This window comes from Humibacter soli (genome assembly GCF_054779035.1).
On record NZ_BAAGYX010000002.1, the window covers coordinates 636944 to 657876 of the forward strand.

The 20933-nt window shown below is 65.7% G+C and carries 29 protein-coding genes; 16 read left to right on the plus strand and 13 right to left on the minus strand.

The window, feature by feature from the left end:
- Nucleotides 1-78: 78 nt before the first annotated feature.
- Nucleotides 79-309, minus strand: coding sequence for an Lsr2 dimerization domain-containing protein (locus tag ACYVDN_RS16115; RefSeq protein WP_460573198.1), 231 nt, complete (start codon nt 307-309; stop codon nt 79-81).
- Between the two features lie 376 nt (nt 310-685).
- Between ACYVDN_RS16115 and ACYVDN_RS16120 the strand changes: the two genes are divergently transcribed.
- Complete coding sequence (locus ACYVDN_RS16120) at nt 686-1267, plus strand: ASCH domain-containing protein (RefSeq protein WP_460573199.1); 582 nt, start codon at nt 686-688, stop codon at nt 1265-1267.
- Between the two features lie 106 nt (nt 1268-1373).
- On the opposite strand, the gene ACYVDN_RS16125 is transcribed toward ACYVDN_RS16120, so the two are convergent.
- Nucleotides 1374-2042: a VOC family protein gene (locus ACYVDN_RS16125; RefSeq protein WP_460573200.1), complete on the minus strand. Its 669-nt coding sequence runs from the start codon at nt 2040-2042 to the stop codon at nt 1374-1376.
- A gap of 119 nt (nt 2043-2161) precedes the next feature.
- Between ACYVDN_RS16125 and ACYVDN_RS16130 the strand changes: the two genes are divergently transcribed.
- Entirely contained in the window at nt 2162-3334 is a 1173-nt protein-coding gene (locus tag ACYVDN_RS16130; RefSeq protein ID WP_460573201.1) for an alpha/beta hydrolase, read from the plus strand.
- A 7-nt stretch (nt 3335-3341) separates the two neighbouring features.
- Here ACYVDN_RS16130 and ACYVDN_RS16135 read toward each other — a convergent pair whose 3' ends face one another.
- On the minus strand, nt 3342-4103 hold the full coding sequence (locus tag ACYVDN_RS16135) for a Pr6Pr family membrane protein (protein ID WP_460573202.1): 762 nt from the start codon (nt 4101-4103) through the stop codon (nt 3342-3344).
- A 126-nt stretch (nt 4104-4229) separates the two neighbouring features.
- Between ACYVDN_RS16135 and ACYVDN_RS16140 the strand changes: the two genes are divergently transcribed.
- From ACYVDN_RS16140 to ACYVDN_RS16155, 4 genes are all read left to right on the plus strand, one after another.
- Complete coding sequence (locus tag ACYVDN_RS16140; protein ID WP_460573203.1) at nt 4230-4457, plus strand: RNA-binding S4 domain-containing protein; 228 nt, start codon at nt 4230-4232, stop codon at nt 4455-4457.
- A 139-nt stretch (nt 4458-4596) separates the two neighbouring features.
- Nucleotides 4597-4929: an ArsR/SmtB family transcription factor gene (locus ACYVDN_RS16145; RefSeq protein ID WP_460573205.1), complete on the plus strand. Its 333-nt coding sequence runs from the start codon at nt 4597-4599 to the stop codon at nt 4927-4929.
- A complete protein-coding gene (locus ACYVDN_RS16150) occupies nt 4926-5402 on the plus strand; it encodes an SRPBCC family protein (protein WP_460573207.1) in 477 nt (158 codons plus the stop codon). Before ACYVDN_RS16145 ends, ACYVDN_RS16150 begins: the two co-directional genes overlap by 4 nt.
- Nucleotides 5399-5755, plus strand: a complete 357-nt coding sequence (locus ACYVDN_RS16155) for a VOC family protein (protein WP_460573209.1) — start codon at nt 5399-5401, stop codon at nt 5753-5755. Before ACYVDN_RS16150 ends, ACYVDN_RS16155 begins: the two co-directional genes overlap by 4 nt.
- A gap of 22 nt (nt 5756-5777) precedes the next feature.
- On the opposite strand, the gene ACYVDN_RS16160 is transcribed toward ACYVDN_RS16155, so the two are convergent.
- A complete protein-coding gene (locus ACYVDN_RS16160) occupies nt 5778-6356 on the minus strand; it encodes a TetR/AcrR family transcriptional regulator (protein WP_460573211.1) in 579 nt (192 codons plus the stop codon).
- A 110-nt stretch (nt 6357-6466) separates the two neighbouring features.
- Here ACYVDN_RS16160 and ACYVDN_RS16165 point away from each other — a divergent pair, with 110 nt between their 5' ends.
- Nucleotides 6467-7486, plus strand: coding sequence for an aldo-keto reductase family protein (locus tag ACYVDN_RS16165; protein WP_460573213.1), 1020 nt, complete (start codon nt 6467-6469; stop codon nt 7484-7486).
- Nucleotides 7487-7490: 4 nt separating this feature from the next.
- Here the strand turns inward: ACYVDN_RS16165 and ACYVDN_RS16170 are convergent, their stop codons facing one another.
- Nucleotides 7491-8048, minus strand: coding sequence for a class I SAM-dependent methyltransferase (locus ACYVDN_RS16170; protein WP_460573215.1), 558 nt, complete (start codon nt 8046-8048; stop codon nt 7491-7493).
- Nucleotides 8049-8329: 281 nt separating this feature from the next.
- Between ACYVDN_RS16170 and ACYVDN_RS16175 the strand changes: the two genes are divergently transcribed.
- The gene (locus ACYVDN_RS16175) at nt 8330-8782 is read left to right on the plus strand and encodes a hypothetical protein (protein ID WP_460573217.1); all 453 of its coding nucleotides are present in this window, start codon (nt 8330-8332) and stop codon (nt 8780-8782) included.
- A 44-nt stretch (nt 8783-8826) separates the two neighbouring features.
- On the opposite strand, the gene ACYVDN_RS16180 is transcribed toward ACYVDN_RS16175, so the two are convergent.
- Together ACYVDN_RS16180 and ACYVDN_RS16185 are read right to left on the minus strand one after the other, a co-directional pair.
- Nucleotides 8827-9783 (minus strand): SDR family NAD(P)-dependent oxidoreductase, encoded by a 957-nt coding sequence (locus tag ACYVDN_RS16180; protein ID WP_460573219.1) that lies wholly within the window; start codon nt 9781-9783, stop codon nt 8827-8829.
- Nucleotides 9780-10226, minus strand: coding sequence for a MerR family transcriptional regulator (locus tag ACYVDN_RS16185; protein ID WP_460573221.1), 447 nt, complete (start codon nt 10224-10226; stop codon nt 9780-9782). The genes ACYVDN_RS16180 and ACYVDN_RS16185 overlap by 4 nt, the downstream gene beginning before the upstream one ends.
- 142 nt (nt 10227-10368) lie before the next feature.
- Between ACYVDN_RS16185 and ACYVDN_RS16190 the strand changes: the two genes are divergently transcribed.
- Nucleotides 10369-10872, plus strand: a complete 504-nt coding sequence (locus ACYVDN_RS16190; RefSeq protein ID WP_460573223.1) for a hypothetical protein — start codon at nt 10369-10371, stop codon at nt 10870-10872.
- 127 nt (nt 10873-10999) lie between these two features.
- Nucleotides 11000-11509, plus strand: a complete 510-nt coding sequence (locus ACYVDN_RS16195) for a DUF6611 family protein (protein ID WP_460573225.1) — start codon at nt 11000-11002, stop codon at nt 11507-11509.
- 57 nt (nt 11510-11566) lie between these two features.
- Here ACYVDN_RS16195 and ACYVDN_RS16200 read toward each other — a convergent pair whose 3' ends face one another.
- Nucleotides 11567-12052, minus strand: a complete 486-nt coding sequence (locus ACYVDN_RS16200) for a hypothetical protein (RefSeq protein ID WP_460573227.1) — start codon at nt 12050-12052, stop codon at nt 11567-11569.
- Between the two features lie 475 nt (nt 12053-12527).
- Between ACYVDN_RS16200 and ACYVDN_RS16205 the strand changes: the two genes are divergently transcribed.
- The 6 genes from ACYVDN_RS16205 to ACYVDN_RS16230 all read left to right on the plus strand — a co-directional run bounded on the left by ACYVDN_RS16205 (nt 12528) and on the right by ACYVDN_RS16230 (nt 16115).
- Nucleotides 12528-13289 (plus strand): alpha/beta fold hydrolase, encoded by a 762-nt coding sequence (locus ACYVDN_RS16205; protein WP_460573229.1) that lies wholly within the window; start codon nt 12528-12530, stop codon nt 13287-13289.
- The gene (locus ACYVDN_RS16210) at nt 13286-13753 is read left to right on the plus strand and encodes a MarR family winged helix-turn-helix transcriptional regulator (RefSeq protein WP_460573231.1); all 468 of its coding nucleotides are present in this window, start codon (nt 13286-13288) and stop codon (nt 13751-13753) included. Before ACYVDN_RS16205 ends, ACYVDN_RS16210 begins: the two co-directional genes overlap by 4 nt.
- A 29-nt stretch (nt 13754-13782) precedes the next feature.
- Complete coding sequence (locus ACYVDN_RS16215) at nt 13783-14127, plus strand: metalloregulator ArsR/SmtB family transcription factor (protein WP_460573233.1); 345 nt, start codon at nt 13783-13785, stop codon at nt 14125-14127.
- The gene (locus tag ACYVDN_RS16220) at nt 14124-14885 is read left to right on the plus strand and encodes a YqjF family protein (protein WP_460573235.1); all 762 of its coding nucleotides are present in this window, start codon (nt 14124-14126) and stop codon (nt 14883-14885) included. The genes ACYVDN_RS16215 and ACYVDN_RS16220 overlap by 4 nt, the downstream gene beginning before the upstream one ends.
- Before the next feature lie 91 nt (nt 14886-14976).
- The gene (locus tag ACYVDN_RS16225) at nt 14977-15444 is read left to right on the plus strand and encodes an SRPBCC family protein (protein WP_460573237.1); all 468 of its coding nucleotides are present in this window, start codon (nt 14977-14979) and stop codon (nt 15442-15444) included.
- A complete protein-coding gene (locus ACYVDN_RS16230) occupies nt 15441-16115 on the plus strand; it encodes a class I SAM-dependent methyltransferase (protein WP_460573239.1) in 675 nt (224 codons plus the stop codon). Before ACYVDN_RS16225 ends, ACYVDN_RS16230 begins: the two co-directional genes overlap by 4 nt.
- 19 nt (nt 16116-16134) lie before the next feature.
- On the opposite strand, the gene ACYVDN_RS16235 is transcribed toward ACYVDN_RS16230, so the two are convergent.
- From ACYVDN_RS16235 to ACYVDN_RS16255, 5 genes are all read right to left on the minus strand, one after another.
- Nucleotides 16135-16737: a gamma carbonic anhydrase family protein gene (locus ACYVDN_RS16235; protein ID WP_460573241.1), complete on the minus strand. Its 603-nt coding sequence runs from the start codon at nt 16735-16737 to the stop codon at nt 16135-16137.
- A 30-nt stretch (nt 16738-16767) separates the two neighbouring features.
- Nucleotides 16768-17040, minus strand: coding sequence for a type II toxin-antitoxin system RelE family toxin (locus ACYVDN_RS16240; RefSeq protein WP_460573243.1), 273 nt, complete (start codon nt 17038-17040; stop codon nt 16768-16770).
- The gene (relB, locus tag ACYVDN_RS16245; RefSeq protein WP_460573245.1) at nt 17037-17258 is read right to left on the minus strand and encodes a type II toxin-antitoxin system RelB family antitoxin; all 222 of its coding nucleotides are present in this window, start codon (nt 17256-17258) and stop codon (nt 17037-17039) included. The genes ACYVDN_RS16240 and relB overlap by 4 nt, the downstream gene beginning before the upstream one ends.
- Nucleotides 17259-17297: 39 nt before the next feature.
- Nucleotides 17298-18035 carry a class I SAM-dependent methyltransferase gene (locus ACYVDN_RS16250; protein ID WP_460573247.1) on the minus strand — a complete coding sequence of 246 codons (738 nt, stop codon included), beginning with the start codon at nt 18033-18035 and terminating at the stop codon, nt 17298-17300.
- Between the two features lie 101 nt (nt 18036-18136).
- Nucleotides 18137-20539 carry a polysaccharide lyase family protein gene (locus tag ACYVDN_RS16255; RefSeq protein ID WP_460573249.1) on the minus strand — a complete coding sequence of 801 codons (2403 nt, stop codon included), beginning with the start codon at nt 20537-20539 and terminating at the stop codon, nt 18137-18139.
- Nucleotides 20540-20933 lie beyond the last annotated feature (394 nt).

Here is a 20933-nt window from a genome sequence, read left to right on the forward strand (position 1 = left end):
CCGTGGATGAGTCGTTCGACCTGTGCCGGCTAGTCGTTTCGTGTCTGTGGCGCTCGAGCCCGATGCGCACTCACGACGTCATCGCCGGGTCTTGACCGCTCGGTCGAGCTTGGTGGTGCGGTACTGTCGCAGGCCCCCGTCCACCGTGGCCGCTGCGATGAACGGTTCCAACGCGGCGTACAAGCGCTCTTGGTTCTCCGGCGTCAGGTCGATGCTGTAGAACGTTCCCTCGATCGCGAAAGTCACTGCCGTTGCGCCGGGCTGTCCGTCGAGGTCGTCGACGATCTCTGTGTGAACGCGTTTGGCCATGAGCCCACCCTATGAGGACGCGGGTGTCAGGTCGCACGACAGTCGGCGGTTCATCCCAGCGTGTCGGTTCCGATCCCGCGGCCATCCACGGAATTCCGAGGCCCGACCTCGGTGGTATGCGACCTGCCACTATGAAACGAACAATCTTCGCAACCGCCTGACGATGATTTCAATATGCCCGCGGCACTATCACCCCGAACCTCACCTTGCCGCACCCCTATTGGGGTGCCCCGACAAGAATCGGTGATTGCGTTGCTGTAGTGGTAGCCGGCGGGCGCACACAAGGATGGCCGTGAGTCACGATCGCAGACCTCAATGCGGTCCTGGCTTAGAGCGATCCGGGGGATACGTGGGCCAGAGGACAGGTGACATCGACATGACCGGATGGACGCAGGTGTCGTGTGCCAGGCGTCGGCACATCATCACCGAGCACACCGAGTTGTTGATTGCGCATGCCAATCTGAACTTCGCCGTCGGACCCGGGCAGAAGGGGCCGGTCTCCTTCATCGAGTGGGTCGACGAAGAGGATCGCACCACGCCCGAATTGCGCGACTTCAATTACGGCGGCGCGGGCTGCGAACACTTCGTGCTCGAGGCCACCGGTTGGGCGGAACCCCGTCACATTCGGAATCGAACCAGTCACCGGGCAGCGATCTATTCTCCTTGCATGGAGTTCAGTGCAGAACTGCGCGAGGCTGTGCTGGCCGGTGACATCACGGTGTCGTTCCGGCTCTGGCAGCGACCGCGGGTGAAGACGGGCGGGCGCTACCGAGTTGGGCCGGGCCATATCGTCGTCGACTCCGTTGAGCTGGTGCCGTTCGTGTCGGTGTCGAACGACGATGTCATTGCGGCGGGAAAGACCGACCGCGAGGCCTTGCGGCGACGAGCAGCGCACGCGGGCCCCATCGCCGACGACACGATGCTCTACCGAATCGAGTTCCACCCCGTCGGAGAGTAGAGACAGCAAGCTGCTAGTTCACTAGTGACGTCATCGCCCGAGCAACCCGTCGCATCCGTCTCTTAGTCAGGCGCTCCAGAGCGTGCACGCTTCCCTACGGCTAGGCTCACCACCCGGCGAAGGCGTCCGGCCAGGGTGCGACGTCGACCTCGTTGCCTTCGGGGTCGGCGAGTGTCCACCAGTCCGGACCGTTGTCGCGAACGATGGTGCCTCCTGCGGCCAGCGCTGCCTCGATGCGGGCCGCGGCCAGGTCGGCAGGCACGAACAGATCGAGGTGGATGCGGTTGCGTTGCGGCCGCGGAGCATCCATCTGCTGAAACCAGACGTTCGGGCCGAATCCGCTCGGCGCGAACGCGTCTTCTTCGCCGAAGAATTCGTAGCCGAGCACCGCAGCCCAGAACGGCCGTACCGCGTTGATGTCGAGGGCGTCGATCGCGATCTGCATCACTTGCACCCTGGAGGGATCGGCGGCGATGCCGAGTTCTCGCGCCGCCTGTGAGATCTGTGCGGCAAGGGCGCTGTCGCGCTCGCTGAGCACCCATCCCTGGGCCATGACCTCGTGCGTCTGCAGTCGCACGATGACGCCCGAGTAGCGCAGGTCGACGTCGGGGTGGTGATTCGCCGCCTCGGCCAGCGCGCCGATCCTGTCGACGAGTTCGACGCCCTTCGCGAACGAGCCGGTCGCGAAGTACGCCGCGGCCCCTGTCGAAAGGACTCGCCAGTCCTCGACTCCGGCCGCCGCATGGAATTGCTTCGAAGTAATCAAGTCGACCATGTTCCGGAGCCTACGCAGTGCCGGTGGGTGCCTCTACCCTTGCAACTCCACCCGGGCTCCACCCGAGTTCCACCTGCGGGCCGAAGTACCGTTCCCACGGGCCCCCGTAGACAGGATCTGTGACTCGAACCCGGAATCATCCTCTCTTTCGCTCGCTCGTCGGTGCGCTCTCGACCATGCTCGGTTTCGTGCTGCTCGTTGCCGGGATCCTCGGCTTCGGGCCGGACGCGCCCGCCGGTGTGGGCGCTCGCGCTCTCTCGGTCGCACTCATCGTTCTCGGTGTCGCCGCCATCGTGTTCGCCGTGTTCCTGAGCCGCCGCGCAATTGCGGCGATCGTGGCGATCTCGGTCACGGCCGGGGTGCTGATCGTCGGGACGGGAGCCGCCATCGCAACTGCCGTCATCCCGTGCACCTTTCCCACCGCATCGCACAGCGCACTCGACACGGGGACAGGCTCGACGGCGACGGCGACCCCGACCGGATACCTGCGAGCCACCGACGGCACCCGCCTCGCGTACTACGCGTTCGTTCCGAAGCACCCGATCGCGAGCCTGGTGTCCACGCATGGCTCGGGCGCGAACAGCACGGCGGGGTACCTGCCCGTTGCCCGGCAGCTCGAGTCCTACGGCGTCGCGACGTATCTCGTCGACATCCGCGGGCATGGGGCATCCGGCGGTCCGCGTGGCGACACGCCCACGGTCGCGCAGCTGCAGCTGGATGAGCAGACAGCCGTCGACTTCGTACATCGCGCCCAGCGGGTACCGGAGTTCGTGGGCGGGCACTCGGCTGGTTCCGGGGTTGTGCTGAACAGCGTCCCGCGCATCGCCGACGACGTCGCCGGCTACGTCTTCGTGGCGCCCGACTTCGGCCTGCACTCCGGCACGGAGATCGAGGATGACGCATCGAACTTCGCCACGGTCTGCCAGCGTCCACTCATCGCGGCCACCGTCACGCACGGGCTCCTGGCCGCACACAGCCCCGCCGTCGGATTCGCCTACACGGCGACTCAAGTTCGGTCCGCCGGCCTGGTCGACCGCTACACGGCGGAGATGGCGATCGCGCAGAATGCGACAGATGCGGCATCGGCGCTCGCGGGCATCCACCAGCCTGTCGGCGTCTGGGTCGGCTCACGTGACGAGGTGTTCCAGCCCGCGAAAGTCGTCGTCTACGCCCGGAATGCGCCTCACGTGACGACCACCGTCGACGCCGGGGCGACGCACCTGGGCATCCTGAACACGGTCGCCTCCGATATCGGTCCCTGGATCGCGGTGCATGCGAAAGGTCAGGGCTAGCGGTTGGTCATTGGTCGGTTCCCGGGTCGCCCGACGCGCTCGAGACGCGAGTCCTCTCGGCGACCGAGGATGCTACCCGTACCCGACCGCCGTCATCGTGCACGAGCGCGGGCAGGCGCTTGTCGAGGATCGTAAGCAGAGCGGCGATGGCGACCGCGATGAGCAGGATGACCGCGCAGTTGCGCACCGATTCGCCGAACCCGATCAACTTGACGTCGAGGAACGGATACGGATACCAGCCCGTGAGCGCGCCACGCACGAAGGTGTAGATGAGCCAGGCGAGCGGCCAGATCATGGTGTATCCCATGACGGGCCACGACATGCGAGGGCGAGGGCCGAACACCAGCCATCCGATCAGCGTCGCCCACGGGGAGATGTAGTGGAATCCGATGGTCGCTGCGAGCGCCCAGCCTGTCGGATGCACGAGCGAGGCGAGGATCGTCTCGTACACGAGACCGGTGATGATGATGCCGAGGATGGCGTCGAAGCGGAGTGTGCGCCACAGTGTTCCGTCGTGCCAGATGTCGACCGCGAGCACGATCGACGTGCCCAGCACGAACAGGTTGCTCTGAATGGTGAAGTAGCTGAAGAGGTTGATCAGCCGCTCGCCGAGGCTCTGGTTCGTCGTCGGCATGAACGTGTTGACGTCCTGGCCGCCGGTGAAGACGAGCACGAGCTGGATGACCAGCGCCGCCCCCACGATGACCGCAATTCCGCCGAACCACAAACGTGCTGCGCGCGCACGCGCACCCGTCGTCGATCCCCCCATGACACCGCCCCCGGTCTGCGACCGACGCGGTCGCGTGTTCAGGATAGTGGTCTGTGTACCGGGGTCAGCCGAGGCCCGTCGAGCATCCGCCGGGACGTCTTCACACCGACGACTAGCATTCCAGGCATGACGAGCCGGGCGCCGATAGACGACATATCCATCGGCGGCGAGAGCATCCGGCTCGGGCAATTCCTCAAGTTCGCAGGGCTCCTCGACTCCGGCGGAAGCGTGAAAGAGGCCATCACCGAGGGCCATGTGTTCGTCAACGGCGAGGTCGATCTCCGCCGTGGGCGGCAGCTGCAGGTCGGTGACGTCGTCAGCTTCGATGGGCGCAGGGTTCGCGTCTGCCCGTGATGGGCTGGTAGCGCAGGGAACCCGCGATCGCTGGCTGAAGGGGCCGTCCCATCGTCTTCGAGCCGTCTGAAAAAAAAACTCAACTCAGGGGTTCACCTTTCTGCTTCTTCCTGCAATAGTGAACCCTGTGGTTGAGCGAATGGATGGCGAGATCGGGGCGGTTCTACAGGCGCTGGCCGATCCCACCCGCCGGCGCATCTTCGAGCGGCTTGGGCGCGCACCCCTCACCGTTTCGGCGATCGGGGAGCCGTTCAGCATATCGCTGACCGCGGTGATGAAGCACGTCACCGTGCTCGAAGAATGCGGGCTCATCCAGAGCCAGAAGATCGGACGGGTGCGTACCTGCATGGTGCGTCCAGGCGCGTTGCGTCACCTGGAGGAATGGATCGTGCAGCAGCGGACCGCATGGGAGGTGCGTCTCGACGCGCTCGACGACCTCGTGAATAACAACGAGAGAGGAGAAGAGAGATGACCGAGCACTCCGTGCTCCACACGAGCTTCACGGTGGAGAAGGACTACAAGGCTGATGTCGGGCGAGTCTTCGCGGCATGGTCGCGGGAGGATGAGAAGGCAGTCTGGTTCGCTCCGGCACCCGCAACTCACTCACTCGACTTTCGTGTCGGCGGCGGCGAGCATGTCGTGAGCCCACACCCAGGCGGCGGAGAGATCTCGTTCGACAGCGTGTACAACGACATCGTGCCGAATAGGCGCATCATCTACACGGGCGTGCTGTCGGCGGGTGGACGCGTGTCGACCGTTTCCATCACAACTGTCGAGTTCGAGCCCAGCGCTGCCGGTACCCGGCTCGTCTTGACCGAACAGGACACCTTCCTCGACGGCCAGGAGCAGCCGGACTGGCGCGAGCGGGGCACCGGCGACTGGCTCGACAGACTTGGCATCGCCGTTGACGGCGCGGTTTCAGGAGACCAGGAGGTGTCGAGATGAGCGTCCGCCACGTTCTGGCCGTCGTGCCGGTCACCGACTTCGACGTCTCGCGCGAGTGGTACGAGCGACTCCTCAGTGCTCCGGCGACCAATGTGCCGATGCCCGGCATCCTCGCCGAGTGGCGCGTGACTCCCGAGGGTTGGGTGCAGGTCACGGTCGACGACAAGCGCGCCGGGTCGGGACTGCTCAACTTCGCAGTGGATGACCTCTCGACTCATGTCAGCGCACTGCGTGCCTGCGGAATCGACGTCGACGATACCCAGAAGGTGAACAAGGGTGTGCAGCTCGCTGCGGTCAACGACCCCGACGGCAACACGATCACGTTCATCGGGGATTTCCGCGAGAAATACTGACGCGAACGTCGCCACCGAGGCGTCACGCGACGATGAGCCCGTCGAGCAGCACGTCGATCATGCGCGGAGAGCTGTCCGCGTCACCGCCCTGGTCGTCGGCGAGGCGGCTGAGGGCGTGGATCAGGTCCTCAGCGCGGATGCCACTGCGGAGGGTCCCATCTGCGGCGCCGGCGTCGAGGATGCGCTGCACCTTGGGGGCGAGGATGCCGAGAAAGAGGGCTGGCAACGGTTGGTAGGCGGGGTCTCCCGAGTGCAGCGCGCTCGCGAAGCCGCGCTTGGTCGCGACGAAGCGCCCCAGGCTCACCGACCATCGGCGTAGTGCCTCTGCTGGCGGATACTCGGCGGCGAGGCGCTCGGCCTCGTCAGCGGTGGTGTCGAGCTCCCGGCGGAAGACCGCGATGATCAAGTCCGAACGCTGCGGGTAGTTGCGGTAGATCGTGCCGACCCCGACGCCGGCACGTGTGGCGATGTCGCGCATGGGGGCATCCACTCCGGACTCCGCAAAGGCGCTCTTGGCCGCCTCGAGCACGGCTTCGGTGTTGCGCGTCGCGTCGGCGCGCCTGCGTCGGGTCGGCACCGCGGATGTCTCGGTAGCGCTCAACAGAATTCCCTCGTGACAAACGGAACAACGTTCCGTATGATTGCGGACGACCGTTCCGCTTATCTCGAGTGTATCGCCCGAGGCGGGATCGGTCCCTAGGAGGAACCACCATGCACTACCGTCCACTCGGCCGCACGGGCATCCAGGTCGCGCCCTTCGCGCTCGGCGCCATGATGTTCAGCTCGTTCGGCACCAGCGATCAGGATGAGGTGAACCGGATGGTGAGTCGCGCCCTCGAGGCGGGCATCAACCTGATCGATACCGCGGATGCGTACGGCGATTCGGAGGAGATCCTCGGTCGCGCGCTGAAAGGACGTCGCGACGAGGTTGTTCTCGCGTCGAAGTTCGCGCGCCAGATCGGCGACGACCCGAACCACCAGGGCGGCTCGCGGCGTTGGATCATGACGGCTGTCGAGAACACGCTCCGCCGGCTGCAGACCGACCACCTCGACCTCTACCAGATGCACCGCCCCGACCCGCGGACCGATGTGGAGGAGACGCTTTCGGCGCTCACCGACCTCGTCCGCAGCGGAAAGGTGCGGACGATCGGCTCGTCCGACATGCCTGCGTCGGAGATCGTCGAGGCGCAATGGGTCGCCGAGCGTCGAGGGCTGGAGCGCTTCCGCACCGAGCAGCCGCACTACTCGCTCCTCGACCGCACGATCGAGCGCGAGGTCCTGCCGGTCGCGCAACGGTACGGCATGGGCACCATGATCTGGAGCCCTCTCGCCAGCGGGATGCTCACCGGCCGGGTCCGTCGCGGTCAGGAGACCGACCTGCGACGCACCCGCATGTTCGCCGCCCTGCGTGACGAGCGTCGCATCGACGCGGTCGAGCAGCTCATCCCGCTCGCCGCCGAGGCCGGCATGTCGCTCACTCACATGGCGCTCGCCTTCGTCATTGCCCACCCTGGCGTGACCGCTGCGCTCATCGGCCCGCGCACCATGGAGCAGCTCGACGACCTGCTCGCCGCGGCCGACGTCGAGCTCACGGATGACCTCATGGACCGCATCGACGAGATCGTTCCGCCGGGAACGGGAGTCGGCAGGATGGACCAGGAGTACAACACCCCGCCCATCGTGTCCGCCGAGCTTCGGCGGCGTCCCGTGCCGGAGCGCTCGGCCGCGTAGTAGGTCAGCCGAGCGGCTGAGTCGCCGTGATCACGGTCAAGCGGCGACGGCCGGCGGGATGCTGGCTGGTGCGAACGTTCGTCAGGCCATGTTGCTCGAGATCGGCGACGACCACCCTGGTTTGAGCGGGCGTGATGCCGTGGCCGGGCTCGGTCAGCGTTTGCTCGGCGATGAGAAGTCGTCCACCGGGGGCGAGCTTCCGTGCGATGGCCGCGAGTCCCTGGGTGCGGTTGTCCCAGTGATGCATCGACGCGATCGAGTAGATCACGGTGAACGAGTCGTCATCGAACGGCAGATTCTCCGCGGCGGCGACCCGAACGTCCGCGCCGGGGACGCGCTTGCGCACCATTGTCACGAACGTCGACGAGGGATCGACAGCGGCGATCCGGTCGGCGCCGATGCGCTGTGCGGCCAAGTCGACGGCCCCGCCCGCGCCGCAGCCGACCTCGAGCACTCGGTCATCCGGCTGCAATTCAGCCAGCTCGATCACCGCACGCGCGCTCGACGGATTGCGGGAGAACAGCGCGTACGCACGGGAGGCGAGCCATCCGAAACCGGCCACCAGCCCAGGCTAGGTGACCGGATGCGTCGGCGGTAGAGGTGCCGAGCAGCCATGCCACGTGGCCACCTCGTCCCGAGTGGGTGGGGTCATCCCTCCACCTCAAAGTCGTCGCCACTTTCTGCGGATGCCCGGCACCGGATTCCGCGACAAGTGGCGACGACTTCAGCGGGCCTTGGGTGCGGGGGGCCAAGTCGGTGTCGGCGAGATTGATTCGACTTGGGTTCCTTCCGCTGAGACAACGCCTCTGCCAAGGTGGGGTAACTCACAATGGAGGGCGAGCAATGTCGATCACTTCGCGGGATACGAAGTCCGCCACCGCGCAGAAGTTGCCGGGGCGATCGCTGTTGATCAGCTCACGACAATTACTGATCAATTGCGTCGCGATCGGAATCGGCTACTCGGCGCTCGCCAGCGCGTCGCGCGGTGGCAGCACGGCTGCATACGAAGTGAACATGACGCTGCATCCGAGCCCGATCGTTTATCTCGCGATCGTGGTCGCGTATTTCTATGCCATTCACCGAGTTCTGGTTCGAGCCGCCAGCGAGTCCGACGCCTCGCGTGTGTTTCGGCGCACCTCGCTAGTGGTTTTGCTCATCGCTGTTGGTTCGATCGTGATCGCCGACGTATGGTTCTTTACTTCGCCGCTTGCGGGCTGGCCCACTCCGGGCACCTGGATCGCCCCATTCCCGTTCGGCGTTCAAGACGTGACCACGCAGATCTTGACCGGCGAATAGTCGAGCCGTAGCGGAGCTCCATGCCGCGGGTTGCATATACGCCCTCACCGCATGAGCTCCTCCGACAGCACCCAGAGGCGGTCCGAGGCGTCGGGGTCGAGTGCGTACGCGGCGACACCGGCGGCGTCGATGCCGCACGCCGTCGAGTCGTCGACCACGGCCTGCTGGCTGTTCTCGAAGTAGCGGCCTCCGATGCCATCCAGAAGCGGTGACGTACCGACGAACACGCTGGTCGCGGCACCCTGTGCGGGCGTCTTGTAGACGTACCGACCGGAGGTGCGCAGCTGTTCGAGGACCTCCGGGTCGTAATAGCGAGCAAGGCCCGAGTCCATGACGGCGCCAGGATGCACGGCGTTGACGGTGATGCCGTCATCCGCCCATCTGTTCGTGGCGGCGACGGCGAACAACACGTTCGCGGTCTTGGACTGCGCATACGCGAGCGCCGGGTCGTAGTCGCGATGCTGGAAGTCGATGTCGTCGAAGTCGACCGGTGCGTTGAGGTGCGCTCGCGAGCTCAGGGAGACCACTCGTGCGGCATCCGCCCGGCGAAGAGCGGGCAGCAGCCCCGTGGTGAGGCGGAAGTGACCGAGGTGGTTGGTGGCGAACTGCGCCTCATGGCCTTCCGGGCTCAACGTGAGGGTCGGCAGGGCCATCACGCCGGCGTTGTTGATCAGGATGTCGAGCGGCCCCGTGAACGCGTCGGTGAGAGCGTCAATCGAGGCACGGTCGAGCAGATCCAGCTGCACGGTGTGGACCGCGTCGTTTCCGGTGGTCCGACGGATGTCACGCGCTACGGCGTCCGCGGCCGCGAGGTTGCGTGCTGCGATGGTCAGTTCCGCACCGGCGGACGCGAGGGCCCGCGCCGTCTCGACGCCGATTCCGCTCGCGCCACCGGTGACCAGGGCGTGGCGTCCGGTGAGATCGATGCCGGCGACGACGTCGGCTGCGGTGTTGTTCCACCCGAAGGGGGATTCGATTCGCAGGGTCGTGTCGATGGTCATGGGGTTGGCTCCTTCGGATTGATCTGGTGGATGACGCGCACGAGGTCGTCAGCGATGCTGGCTGCGCGCTCGGTGTCGTGGGCCTCCAGGGCGGTCCAATACGCCACCTTGAGGTCGAGATAAGTGAGACGGGTCTGCATGTCGACGATCTCGCCTCGGATCCGGTCCGCGTGTGCGGCGAACAGCGCCTTGCGTTGTGAGGCGACGACATCGGTGGAGCCGCGGTCATCGAAATACGTGCGCATGTCTTCGATCGACATCCCGACAGCGCGAAGGTTCGCCAGCGTCTCCAGCACGAGCACATCCGACTCGCTGTAGCGGCGGTGTCCGCTGGACTGATCTCGAGCGACGGGTGCGACCAATCCGATGCGCTCCCAGTACCTCAGGGTGCTCTCCGGCAGCCCGGCGCGTAGCGCGGCCGCGGCGATCGTGAATGAGCTCATATCCCGAGTATCCGGAACTTGAAGCACTTCAAGTCAAGCCCGCGGCTACGAGCGTGTGAGTCCCGTTAGCGCTGGGCCCGAGTTCGTATGGGAATCGTGTAGTCCGGAATCAACGCGTGCGATTGAGCGCACGCTCAGATTCGTGACCATCACGACCTTCATTCCCAGCCTTCGTGCGAGCATCCCGGACCCGCTCTTACCGACTCATTGGCCGGCGAATACCAGGCCCACCGTGAACGACGTCATCGTCGGAGTGGTGTCCCTTTCGGCGCTCGCACGAGTCGAAGGCACGCCCGTCGTGCTCGAGGCTCCCGGCTCGGTGGGCGCCGTCGTGGTGGCAACCGTCGTCGACGTGACCCGTGACGGCGACCGGCTGGATGTCGAACTCGGGCTCGATGCAGTGGCGGTCCTTCCCGACCCGGCGTTCACCGACGCGCGATTGGTCGGCCGTGCGTCGGTTGCGCACTCCGGTCATGTTCGAGTGCACACGACGGGCGACCCGCTGCGCCATCCAAGCAGCCTGCCCGAGGACATCGTCGAGGGTGACATCGTCGCCTTGCCGTGGTCGGGGGAGCATCCATTCGGCTCGGTTCCTGTCGTTCACGAACCCGCGGTCGTCGGCGCCGGGCAGCCGGTGCGCGCATGACGCTCGAACGGTTCTGCGGCCGTCTCGCGCAGGCACCCGATAGGGCGGCGTTAGGGTTCGGCGGTTGGGCGTGAGGATGCCGTTAGGCCGCGGTCTGGGAGAGGCGCGGTGTGCGCAGAGTGAGTTCATGACCACCTCTCCGCAGGTCTCTCACCTCGTCTACGAGCCATCAGGTCGACTCATGCGGTTGCTCGATTCCGCCCGCCCCTGGGGTTCCTTCCAGGTCGGATATGCGCGATACGGACTTCGCACCTGCCGGCTCGTGGTGTACCCGCCCGGCATCAACCGCGGTGAGCGTGTGGCGTTGCGGTTGTGGCGTGCGTGGCCGATCGCCGGCGCGATGCTCGGTCTGCTGACCGTCTTTCTCCTGCTGCCGAGCCTCTGGGGTGCCGTCGTGGTCACGGCTGGATACTTCGCCGTCGCGACCGTGCTTGCTCACTGGGCCCGCCGCACACGGCGCGGAGTTCGACAGGAGATGGCGATCGAAGGCGTAGCCGACGTGGATGACGGGCGTAGCGGACACGTACGCCGCCTCGCCTCCATGCTCGAGCGCGCGGACCACGCTCTCGACTCTGCACAGATCACACCTGCCGAATACGAGAACGTGTGGACGATGGTCTACGCCCAGCTTCGCTGATCGACGTACGCGCGTCGCCGCTGAGCGGCGCTCGCCGATGCCGGATGGCAGTCCGGGCTATTGCGTGACGTGGGTTCCAGCGGCCAGCCCCACGATGCTCCAGACGATCAGGCTGAGGAGCGGAGCAGCGCCGGCGATGATGATGGCCGCGATTCCGAACTTGCGTCCTTGGTTGCGCGCGGTGGCATTGATTCCTTGCACCAGTGACCAGATGCCGAACACCGAGCCCAGGAGAACCTGGATTCCTGCGGCGACGAGGTTCGGTTGCGCGTTGAATCCGACATGCACGCCCTGTGCTGAGACGTCGTTGTACTCGTAGACAGTCGTTCCGAAGACTCCGACGAGCGCGGACCAGATCACAGATACCGAAATGACGCAAATGGCCATGATCATTGCGTTGCGTCCCCGCTTTACAGAGTCCCGTGCCGACAGGCCATTCAATGAGGGCGGAACTCCGATTGGGGCGGACAGCGGGGGTAGTTCCCAGCCTTCCCAGCCCGGTCCTTCGAGGTCAGAATCAGCGGGTTTGGGACCATCCGTCATCGTTGGCTTCTCCGGTCTCGGGCAAACGCTGACGTTGAGTATACGGTCGTTTGTGGATGTCAGTTTCATGCCGTCTTTTAGCAGCCGGTCCATAGACCTCGCGCGTAAGGGAATTCTGCCGTGTAGTTACGGCGAGGCGAGGCGGCTGGCGAGTTCGCAGTCGGTGTGCCTTCTCGGCTGCGGTCGGGATTGAATCCAGCCGCTCGAGCTGCAATCGAACCTCGGGTTGGGCGGCAACCTCGTCAAGTGACAGAAATGTGACGCCGCCTTCGTCGTCGACGGGGCAGACGAAGGGTGGACGCGATCGTGCGCTGACGTGATGAAGCTAGCTGTATCCACATGGCGACTATTTGCGTCTTCGGGTCTCGGGCACGTGGGTGCCTCGCAGCCGCGGGGACGCCTCGGATACGGCGGCGCCGGTATGGGGGGAGAGGATCGTTGCATGATGTGTGTCATGACATGTATGCTGTGACACATGAATACTTCAAGCGAACCCACCATCGTGACCGTGCCGTGCTTCTCCGGGGCGCCGTGGTCAGCCCGACAGCTCGAGCCCTTCGCGGGTCGCAAGGTGCAGACGATGCGCCTTCCGGAGGCACTTGACGACGTCGAGGCCTACGCCGACTTCGTCGCCGATCAGGTCGCGGGTCTCGACTCCTACGTTCTCGTGGGCGACTCCTTCGGCGCGGTCGTCGCCCTCACCCTTGCCACGCGTAGGCCCGCCGGCTTGGTCGCGCTCGTGCTCTCGGGTGGCTTCGCCGCCAACCCGCTGCCCAAGTGGAAGGGTGTTGCCTCCCGCGCGTCGCGCTTCGCAGGAGGCCCGCTCTACCGACAGGGCACGTTGCGTTTCCACGCGTACCAGCTGGCATCGAAGTTCGACGCGACCGCAGAGATCCCGCAGACCCAGAACGACTATCGCCGGCTCTTCGTCGAGAACACGCCCCGCCGTAGCTACACAGCACGAGTCACGTCCGTCATCGAGTTCGACATTCGCGATCGGCTCAACCGAGTCGAGGTGCCTACCCTCCTTGTCACGCCGCAGGATGACAAGCTCGTCGGCCTCGACGCCGCCAAGGTCATGCTCGCCGGCATTCCGGATGTCCGTGAAGTCGTCCTACCCGAAACGGGCCACATGTTCCGATTCACCCACCCCGACCTGTACGGCGACGCCATCACCGGGTTCATCGACGCAGCAGCCGGAGCGAAGGCAGCGTCATCCGATACATTGCACTCGTGAGATCCGGCGAACATCTGCGGTATCTGGTCCTCGCGGCCCAGCGAGAAGGCAACCGGATGTTCGCCGCCGCTCTCAAGCCGCTCGGACTCACTCCGGCGTGGGCCGAGACCCTGGACATCCTCGAGGAACGTGAGCCGCTGACCATTCGGGAGCTCGGGCTCCTGTTGGTCTGCGAGGGCGATCATCCCAGTCGCCTTGTGACGCGGATGGTCGCGGCCGGCCTCGTCAGCACCGAGCCGTCGCCCAAGGATGACCGAGCCCGCCTGGTCAAGCTCACGCCTGAAGGACGGGCCCTCCTGCCGCGCTTGCGCGAGGTCGAAGAGCAATTCCACGCCGGAATCGAGGCGGCTCTCACTTCGGGTGACCTGGAGGTCTCCGAGCGCGTGTTGGGAGCGTTCATTCACGGGACTCCCGCGGGAGAAGCGCTCCGGCTGCGGCTCGACACGGAGCCCTTCAGAGGTTAGCTATTTAGCACAGGTGCTATATTGCGATCATGCAAGACGGTATTGGGGACGTGTTCGAGGCCCTTGCTCATCCGACGCGACGGCAGATTCTCCAGGACCTCAAGGGTGGAGAGATGGCCGCAGGAGAGATTGCCGCGCAGTTCTCGGCCTCAGGGCCGACGATCTCTCGGCACCTCGGCGTCTTGAAGAACGCTGGTTTGGTCACGGAACGCCGCGACGCGAACAGGATTCTCTACTCACTCGTCGGAGACCGATTGGCGCTTTCCGTCGGCGACTTCCTCTCGACGGTGTGCCCTGAACAGATAGTCATGCGCGGGGTCAGAAAGCGGTCAGTCTCTTCGGGCAGTAGCCGAGCTGAGGAGGCCACCGCATGAGCGCGGTTGGAACTCTCAAGGCTCAGTTGCGTCGCCGCTTGCTGGTCAGCTACGCCGTCGATCCCAGCGTGGCCACCCGACTACTTCCGGAGCCCTTCCGCCCGCAGCTCGTCGGTGATCGCGCGGTCGGCGGCTTCTGCATGATCGGGTTGCAGTCCGTGCGGCCAGGATGGTTCCCTTCGTCCGTCGGCATCCGCACCGAAAATGCCGCGCACAGGATGGCCGTGGAGTGGAGCGAGAGCGGAAGGACCCGGTACGGCGTCTACATCTTCGAGAGGCACAGCTCATCGCTCTTCCCCGTGGCCGTCGGAGGCCGACTATTTCCTGGCGTGCAGCGGCACGCCCGTTTCGAGCTCGATGAGACCGAGGCGCGGTTCCGAGTAGAGATGGATGCCCCGGATACCTATGCGCTTGCGGACGTGGAACTCAGCGAGTCGTTGTCGAGTTCGCTGTTCACAGACATCGATGCGGCATCCGCGTTCTACCGCGACGGCGCGATCGGATGGTCGCCACGGCGCGACGGTCGTGGCGTCGAGCCCATCGAGCTGGTCTCGCAGGCCTGGGCCGTCGAGCCCGGGCACATCCACGAGGTCCGATCGTCGTTCTTCGACTCGCTTCCCGCTGGCGCCGTGGAGCTCGACAGCGCCCTGGTCATGCGGAACATGCCTTTGACGTGGGATGTCCCTCGCGCACTGCCAGTAACGGTCGCAGTCCGACCGAACGTCGCCGGAACGAAGGACCGCACACCCGCAGGTTGAACCGCGCGCGCCGCGGATACGTGTACAGCGCTGAGGGGGCGAAGGCTGCGGGATCCGCGGCAACGAGGCTCAGTCACCCGAAGCCGACTCCATGACCATCAGAACCGAGAGTCGAATCACGGTCGCCGGAAGCGTCGACGACCTGTGGGCCTACCTGTGCGATGTCGCGCGCTGGCGGGAGTGGGCGCCGACGGTGCTCGAATGCTGGATGCGCGACGACGAGTCACTGCAGCCCGGAGCGTGGGTGGAGCAGCGAGCCAGGGACCTGTGGATGAACCATCGCAGGAGTGAACAGGTGACGTCGGTCGACCCGCCCAGCTCCATGGCGTTCGTCGGCACCATGGGAACCTCCGTTGCCCGCTGGGGGATGGAGTTCGAACCTGCGGATGACGGCCACGCGGACGCCATGATGTGGGTCGAGGTCGACATGGCGACTGTCATGCGCGTCATCCCGCAGCGAGCGCTGCAGAACCGGATTCAGCGGGTGAGCGACATCGAGATGGCGGCGATCAAGCTCGCGGTGGAGTCCGACGTGCAGGCGAGCGCGGGGCCGACATGACTCAGGCCGACCGCACCCGAGAGCGGCTGATCGAGACCTACCGCAAGAAGGCGAAGCGTTACGACACCACCTCGCGGCTCTATCCCGTGCCCGGCTACCCGCAGCGAGAGCAGCGCATGCGCACCATCGAGGCGCTTGGATTGCATGCGGATGACCGGGTAGTCGACATCGCGTGCGGCACGGGCCTGAACTTTCCGCTGATCGAAAGGGTGATCGGACCCGGAGGTCAGATCATCGGCGTCGATCTGACGGATGCGATGCTGGCTTGCGCTGAGGAGCGGGTCGAAGCGAACGGCTGGAGCAATGTGAGCCTTGTGCAGGCGGATGCTGCGAGCTTCCGGTTTCCGGCCGATGTCGACGCGATCGTGTCCACGTATGCCCTGACCCAGGTTCCGGGATGCGAGCAGGTGATCGCCAACGGAGCGGCGGCGCTCGCCGCCGGTCGCCGTCTTGCGGTGCTGGACCTCAAGATTCCGGACCGAACGCCGCGATGGCTGTCGCGATTCGGGATCGCCGTGGTGCCGACATCCGCCTCCCTCGACGAGTGGGTCACGTACCGCCCATGGGAGACGATCCGAACGGCGGTGAAGGATGAGCTCGCCGAGCCATCCTGGACCGAGTTGTGCTTCGGGACCGCCTTCCTCGCTGCGGGGTTATCGCCCAGGGGCTGACAACAGGCGGTGCCGACGTTTAGTCGCCGTCGACGACCGTGTCCTCGCGGTGCATCCCGTGGAACTCGGACTGGCGGCGCATGATCTCGCCCATCGATGTCTCGCGATCGGCGCCGTAGACCGTGCCGGCGAAGTCGAGCTCGCGCTGAATCGCCCAGATCTCGTCGTGCCGCTCAGGAGGCAGGATCGTGGCGGGATCTCCGACCGCTATCCATCCGATCGGCACCACCGCGCCCGGCGCGAGAGTGGTGTTGACCTGCACGACACCGTTGATTCGCACCTCGGCTCCCGCGCCGATCACGCTGCCCGGGAACAGCGAGGCGCCTGTGGCGATGAATGCCTCGCTCTCGACCGTCGTCCCGTTGACGTGGGCGTGCGGCCCGATCATGACCGAGTCGCCGATGTGCACCGGATGCCCCGCGCGGCCGCGAACGAGCGCATGCTCCATCACCACGGTGTCCTTGCCGATGACGACTTCCCCGTCCTCAGCCGTGATCACCGCGCCGTGCAGGATGCGCGCGTCAGGGCCGAGACGAACGTCACCGGTGACCACCGCCGACGGCGCGACATATGCGGACGGATCGATCTGCGGTGCCTTTCCGCGATGCCGGTACAAGGTCATGAGGTCAACCCTCCCGTTTCTTGTTCGTGCCTAGCGTCCGCGGTAGATCTCCGAGCGGTGACCGAGTCCGACTGCCACGATCACCAGCGTGTTGTCGCGGATCTCCACGATGACTCGCAAGTCACCGACGCAGTATCGCCAGTAGCCGGCGAGGTCTGCGGTCAGGGTCTTTCCCCATTGGCGTGGATCCTCGAGCTCGCAGACCTCGTCGAGGTACGACTTGATGCGTCGAAGCACTGCCTTGTCGAGATGTCGGGCCGCCTTGTCGAATTGCGGTGCGGTCTCAAGCCGCCAGCGGCTCACACGCCCAGCTCACTCCACAACTCTGTCGCTGGGCGGCTTTCTTTGCCGGACTCTTCCCACTCGCGCACCACAGAATCGGCCCAAAAGCGCTCTTCCAGATCATCGAGGTGCTCGTGCAGCGCCTCGCGCACATAGAAGGTCTTCGAGCGCCCCGTGCGTCGAGCCAGCGACTCGAGGCGTGACTCGTCCTCGGGTGTCAGCCTGATAGAGATTGCCATGACGATCGCCTCCTGCGATACAAGTATCGCACCAGATGCTCAGCGCCGGGGCGACGCCTCGATGAGCCACGACGTGTAGTGCTCCTCGACCACACCGCCGAGGGCAGCCACTGCAGATGCCGCAGCTTCCACCTCATCCGGCGACCAGTCGCTGAAGGTGCCGAACAGTGCCCGCACCTGGTCGGACGTGAGCTGAATCGTCCACCGATACCGGTGAACGTCGTCGATCGAGAAGAGGCCGGACTCGGTCATCCGCTCGACTGTCGCATCGACATCTTCCGGTCGGCCGGGTCGTGTCGTGTTACGACGGCGCACGATGCGCTCGACCTCGTGACGGAACGGAGTCCACGCGACTCCGCTGTCCCCGAAGACGTTGCGCCACACGAGCAGGCGCCCATCGTCGGTCAGAGACCGGTGGATGATCGGCAGCACGACGTCGAGGTCGAACCAGTGAATGGATGTCGCAGCCACCGCCAGATCGAACGACCCCGGCTCGACGCGGAGTTCCTCCGCCCGCGATCGAACGACGACGGCATCCGGGAAGCGTTGTTCGAGCAGCGTCGCCAGCCTCGCTCCGGGCTCCACCGCGACGACGTCCATGCCGCGTGCGAGGAGCTCGCCAGTGGCTTGGCCGGTGCCGGCTCCGAGGTCGAGAGCGCGCCGACCAGGTGCGACGAGCCCGGTGGAGACGACGTCATGCCAGAGTTCGGCCGGGTACGGCGGCCTCGCTGCCGAGTAGCTCTGGGCAACCCCGTCGAAGTGCATCGCATCAACCACATCGAGACCTTACGACGAGCCGGACCGAGTCAGCACAAGCACCGAGCGAGCAAAGAGCGGGTGGCATCTCGTGTCGAGAGTTGCCACCCGCTCAGCATCGATCAGGCGCCCGGGCCGTTCTTGCCCGTGACGCTGGTGCTCGCGCGCCCGCCGTTGGCGCTCACCGCGATCTCGACCCCCGATCCGATCCCACCGAGCACGCCGCTGGCGTCGACGGTGATCTCGGCCGTGGCGGAGCCGCCGGGCGGGATGCTCGCGGCCACCGGAACCGGGAACTTGTTCGGATCCCGTCCCGTGACCGGCGGCAGGCCGCGCACCTGAACGCGGCCGTTCGCACGCCACTGCACGGAGTCGAATCGAACGTCGCGGGCCGTGGCGGCGCCGGTGTTGGTGACCGTGACCTTCCACGTACCCTTGCTGTTGCCCTGTCTCGACGCAAGGTCTGCCGTGGCCTTGAGCTCGGCGTTCCCCGGGGCGTTCTGTTCGTCGACCTCGAGAAGGATGGTGTCCCATCCAAGGCCGTTGCCCGCTGCAGCGCCGGCTCCTCGCGTGAAGGTGATGGTGTTCGTGCCAACGACCAGCGCGCTCGCCGGGAAGGTCAGCACGGCCGTGCGCGGATAGCCGCTTCGGTCTGCCTGCCGCGCGATCGTCGAGTCGTTGTTGTTCGGCAGCGAGCCGGTGATCACCGAAGAGTTCCCGTTCACCGCGACGGTCGGACGGCTGCCCTGCTGCATCGCCGTCGCGACGGTCAGGTATGCGGTACCGGTGAGCTCGCGGTCGAGCGTGAACGACATCGTCCAAGTGCCGCCCTGCGTCTGCGCATAGTACCAGTCGGTCGGCTCCCAGCTCTCACCGACGACGAACGCCAGGGTGCCGGGCACCTCGCTCGGCTTCTCGTACGAGCGAGGCTCGGAGTGCACAGGAGACTTCGTCGCCAGTGCGAACTCCTGGGTGCTGCGGTCGGAGCGGCCGATCTGCCACAGGAACGTCGACCTGTTCGTCGGCGCCCAGGTGATCGTGCCCAAATCGGTCGTCGCTCCCGAGACCGTGACCCCCGTCTGCTGGTACTGGTCGACGACCGAACCCTTCGACGCGAACGCGTACAGCGTGTATGCGCCGGGTGTCGTCGTTCCCGGCACCCAGGCGGCGGGGATGCCCGGCAACGAGAACGACCCGTCGGCCGCTGTCTTCACCCAGTACGTGGGCTCGTGGATGCTGTAGACATCCGTGACCGTTTGCGTGGACAACAACACGTAGAAGCCGTCGGCCGGTCGGCCATCCGCGAGCTCGAGCTTGCCCGTGACCTTCGATCGTGCGCTCGGCGTCGGGTACAGGCCGTCGACGATCCAGGAGGCACCAGCTCGGTTCTCGGCGATCTCCGTGTGGGCGGCTGCGGCGGCGTTGGCGATCACCTCGTCATCCGTCGCGCCCGTCGAGAGGTGGGTGAACCACGGGCCGTAGAGCCGCCGGTATCCCTGGGGAAGGTTGTAGCCGGGCAGGCCGTAGTGATTTGCGCCGAAGTAGTTGAGGATAAGCGCGTCTTGGTGGATCGCGAGGTCTTGGTGGTCGGGGCCGACGCCGTAGAACGCGCACAGGGTGTCTTCGGTGACACCGCCGAGCGGCGTCAGCCATGCGCCGAACCCGTGACCGTAGTGGCCGAACATCGGGTTCTCGTGGTGGTAGAGACTCCAGTTGTACTTCGTGTACACGTAGCCGGCGGGAAGGTTTCCGGAGTTGTCGTCGGGGGAGGGCAGGTTCGGGTTGTTGATGCCGTCGACCTGCCAGGTCTCGTCTTGGATCGACTGCTGCGTCGCCAAGTAGGCGTAGGTCGGCTGCTTGCCGCCGCCGCGCTCCCAGTTGTAGGCGTTGTCGAGGATGGCCCTGTCCCAGCGCGCATTCATGCGCACCTCGTTGATCGACGTGGCGACGGATGCCGTCAAGATGTCGTACCCGTACAGACCCCGCTTGCCACGACGCATGATCAGGTGATGCTCGTGCTGCAGCGGCGTGCTCGTCGTGTCGAGGAACGCGACCTCGACCAGGTCGCGGGACGCGCGCAGCACCTTCACCTGCGTGCAGACCAGGCGGGTCTTTCCGCCGCCGGCGTCGATGTAGAAGGAGTGCTGCCTGTCGGGGTCGCGGGGATCGACGCCGTTGAGGTTGTGCGCGAGCTCGGTGCCGTCGACGACGATCGAGGTCGCCGTGATCGAGGTGTCGGTCCACCCGGTCACGACGCCGCCTGCCGCATCGTCGCGGCCGAACGTGAAGGTCACGAGCCCGTTGTCCAGCACGAGCGATGGCACCTGGTCGGGGAACACGTAATTCCCGACCGCGGCAGGATGACCGCCGATGGTCACGCTGACGTCACCGTGCGCGGGTGGTGTGGCCGCTGCCGCATGCGCCGCGGAGGCGGCCGCCGTATTGGCGGCGACAGCGCCAGCCGTCACCGCGCCGAAGAGTCCCAGCGCCGAACGCCGCGACAGCCCTTGCTTCCCCAACTCCATGAACTGCTCCTTTGCGTTTCATTGCGTTGAATGAATCGTTTCATCCAGCCAAGCGGGAGATTACTCCGCACGTGCCCCGGATGGGGGTGTTTGCCATCCGTTGCCGTGGGGCTCCTGTCGCAGCGCTTCAGCTGCGCCCTGCTCGGATTTCGGAGATTTGCTACGACACGCTGAGTGGAGGCAGCCCGCACCGGCGTGTCACGCCAGATTTCCGAAATCCAGCAGGACGGGCCAGCAGGAAGAGGGGCAGGAAGGGCCAGATGAAAGCGTTAGCCGGATGGCCATGCACAGGGTCAACCGATGGTGACGAATTCCACAGATGCACGACTCGTCCCGCCCTGGCGGCAGGCAGGAGCCTAGCGTCGCACCATGACCAACGACACCGACTCGACGT

Excerpts from the sequence above, each read along its gene's own strand:
- ACYVDN_RS16255 (WP_460573249.1), bottom strand. The coding sequence starts at position 20,539 with ATGGAGTTGGGGAAGCAAGGGCTGTCGCGGCGTTCGGCGCTGGGACTC.
- ACYVDN_RS16220 (WP_460573235.1), top strand. The coding sequence starts at position 14,124 with ATGAGCGCGGTTGGAACTCTCAAGGCTCAGTTGCGTCGCCGCTTGCTG.
- ACYVDN_RS16235 (WP_460573241.1), bottom strand. The coding sequence starts at position 16,737 with ATGACCTTGTACCGGCATCGCGGAAAGGCACCGCAGATCGATCCGTCC.
- ACYVDN_RS16225 (WP_460573237.1), top strand. The coding sequence starts at position 14,977 with ATGACCATCAGAACCGAGAGTCGAATCACGGTCGCCGGAAGCGTCGAC.
- ACYVDN_RS16185 (WP_460573221.1), bottom strand. The coding sequence starts at position 10,226 with ATGAGCTCATTCACGATCGCCGCGGCCGCGCTACGCGCCGGGCTGCCG.
- ACYVDN_RS16175 (WP_460573217.1), top strand. The coding sequence starts at position 8,330 with ATGTCGATCACTTCGCGGGATACGAAGTCCGCCACCGCGCAGAAGTTG.
- ACYVDN_RS16230 (WP_460573239.1), top strand. The coding sequence starts at position 15,441 with ATGACTCAGGCCGACCGCACCCGAGAGCGGCTGATCGAGACCTACCGC.
- ACYVDN_RS16205 (WP_460573229.1), top strand. The coding sequence starts at position 12,528 with ATGAATACTTCAAGCGAACCCACCATCGTGACCGTGCCGTGCTTCTCC.
- ACYVDN_RS16200 (WP_460573227.1), bottom strand. The coding sequence starts at position 12,052 with ATGACGGATGGTCCCAAACCCGCTGATTCTGACCTCGAAGGACCGGGC.
- ACYVDN_RS16165 (WP_460573213.1), top strand. The coding sequence starts at position 6,467 with ATGCACTACCGTCCACTCGGCCGCACGGGCATCCAGGTCGCGCCCTTC.
- ACYVDN_RS16195 (WP_460573225.1), top strand. The coding sequence starts at position 11,000 with ATGACCACCTCTCCGCAGGTCTCTCACCTCGTCTACGAGCCATCAGGT.
- ACYVDN_RS16135 (WP_460573202.1), bottom strand. The coding sequence starts at position 4,103 with ATGGGGGGATCGACGACGGGTGCGCGTGCGCGCGCAGCACGTTTGTGG.
- ACYVDN_RS16140 (WP_460573203.1), top strand. The coding sequence starts at position 4,230 with ATGACGAGCCGGGCGCCGATAGACGACATATCCATCGGCGGCGAGAGC.
- ACYVDN_RS16145 (WP_460573205.1), top strand. The coding sequence starts at position 4,597 with ATGGATGGCGAGATCGGGGCGGTTCTACAGGCGCTGGCCGATCCCACC.
- ACYVDN_RS16120 (WP_460573199.1), top strand. The coding sequence starts at position 686 with ATGACCGGATGGACGCAGGTGTCGTGTGCCAGGCGTCGGCACATCATC.
- ACYVDN_RS16215 (WP_460573233.1), top strand. The coding sequence starts at position 13,783 with ATGCAAGACGGTATTGGGGACGTGTTCGAGGCCCTTGCTCATCCGACG.
- ACYVDN_RS16125 (WP_460573200.1), bottom strand. The coding sequence starts at position 2,042 with ATGGTCGACTTGATTACTTCGAAGCAATTCCATGCGGCGGCCGGAGTC.
- ACYVDN_RS16115 (WP_460573198.1), bottom strand. The coding sequence starts at position 309 with ATGGCCAAACGCGTTCACACAGAGATCGTCGACGACCTCGACGGACAG.
- ACYVDN_RS16155 (WP_460573209.1), top strand. The coding sequence starts at position 5,399 with ATGAGCGTCCGCCACGTTCTGGCCGTCGTGCCGGTCACCGACTTCGAC.
- ACYVDN_RS16180 (WP_460573219.1), bottom strand. The coding sequence starts at position 9,783 with ATGACCATCGACACGACCCTGCGAATCGAATCCCCCTTCGGGTGGAAC.
- ACYVDN_RS16150 (WP_460573207.1), top strand. The coding sequence starts at position 4,926 with ATGACCGAGCACTCCGTGCTCCACACGAGCTTCACGGTGGAGAAGGAC.
- relB (WP_460573245.1), bottom strand. The coding sequence starts at position 17,258 with ATGGCAATCTCTATCAGGCTGACACCCGAGGACGAGTCACGCCTCGAG.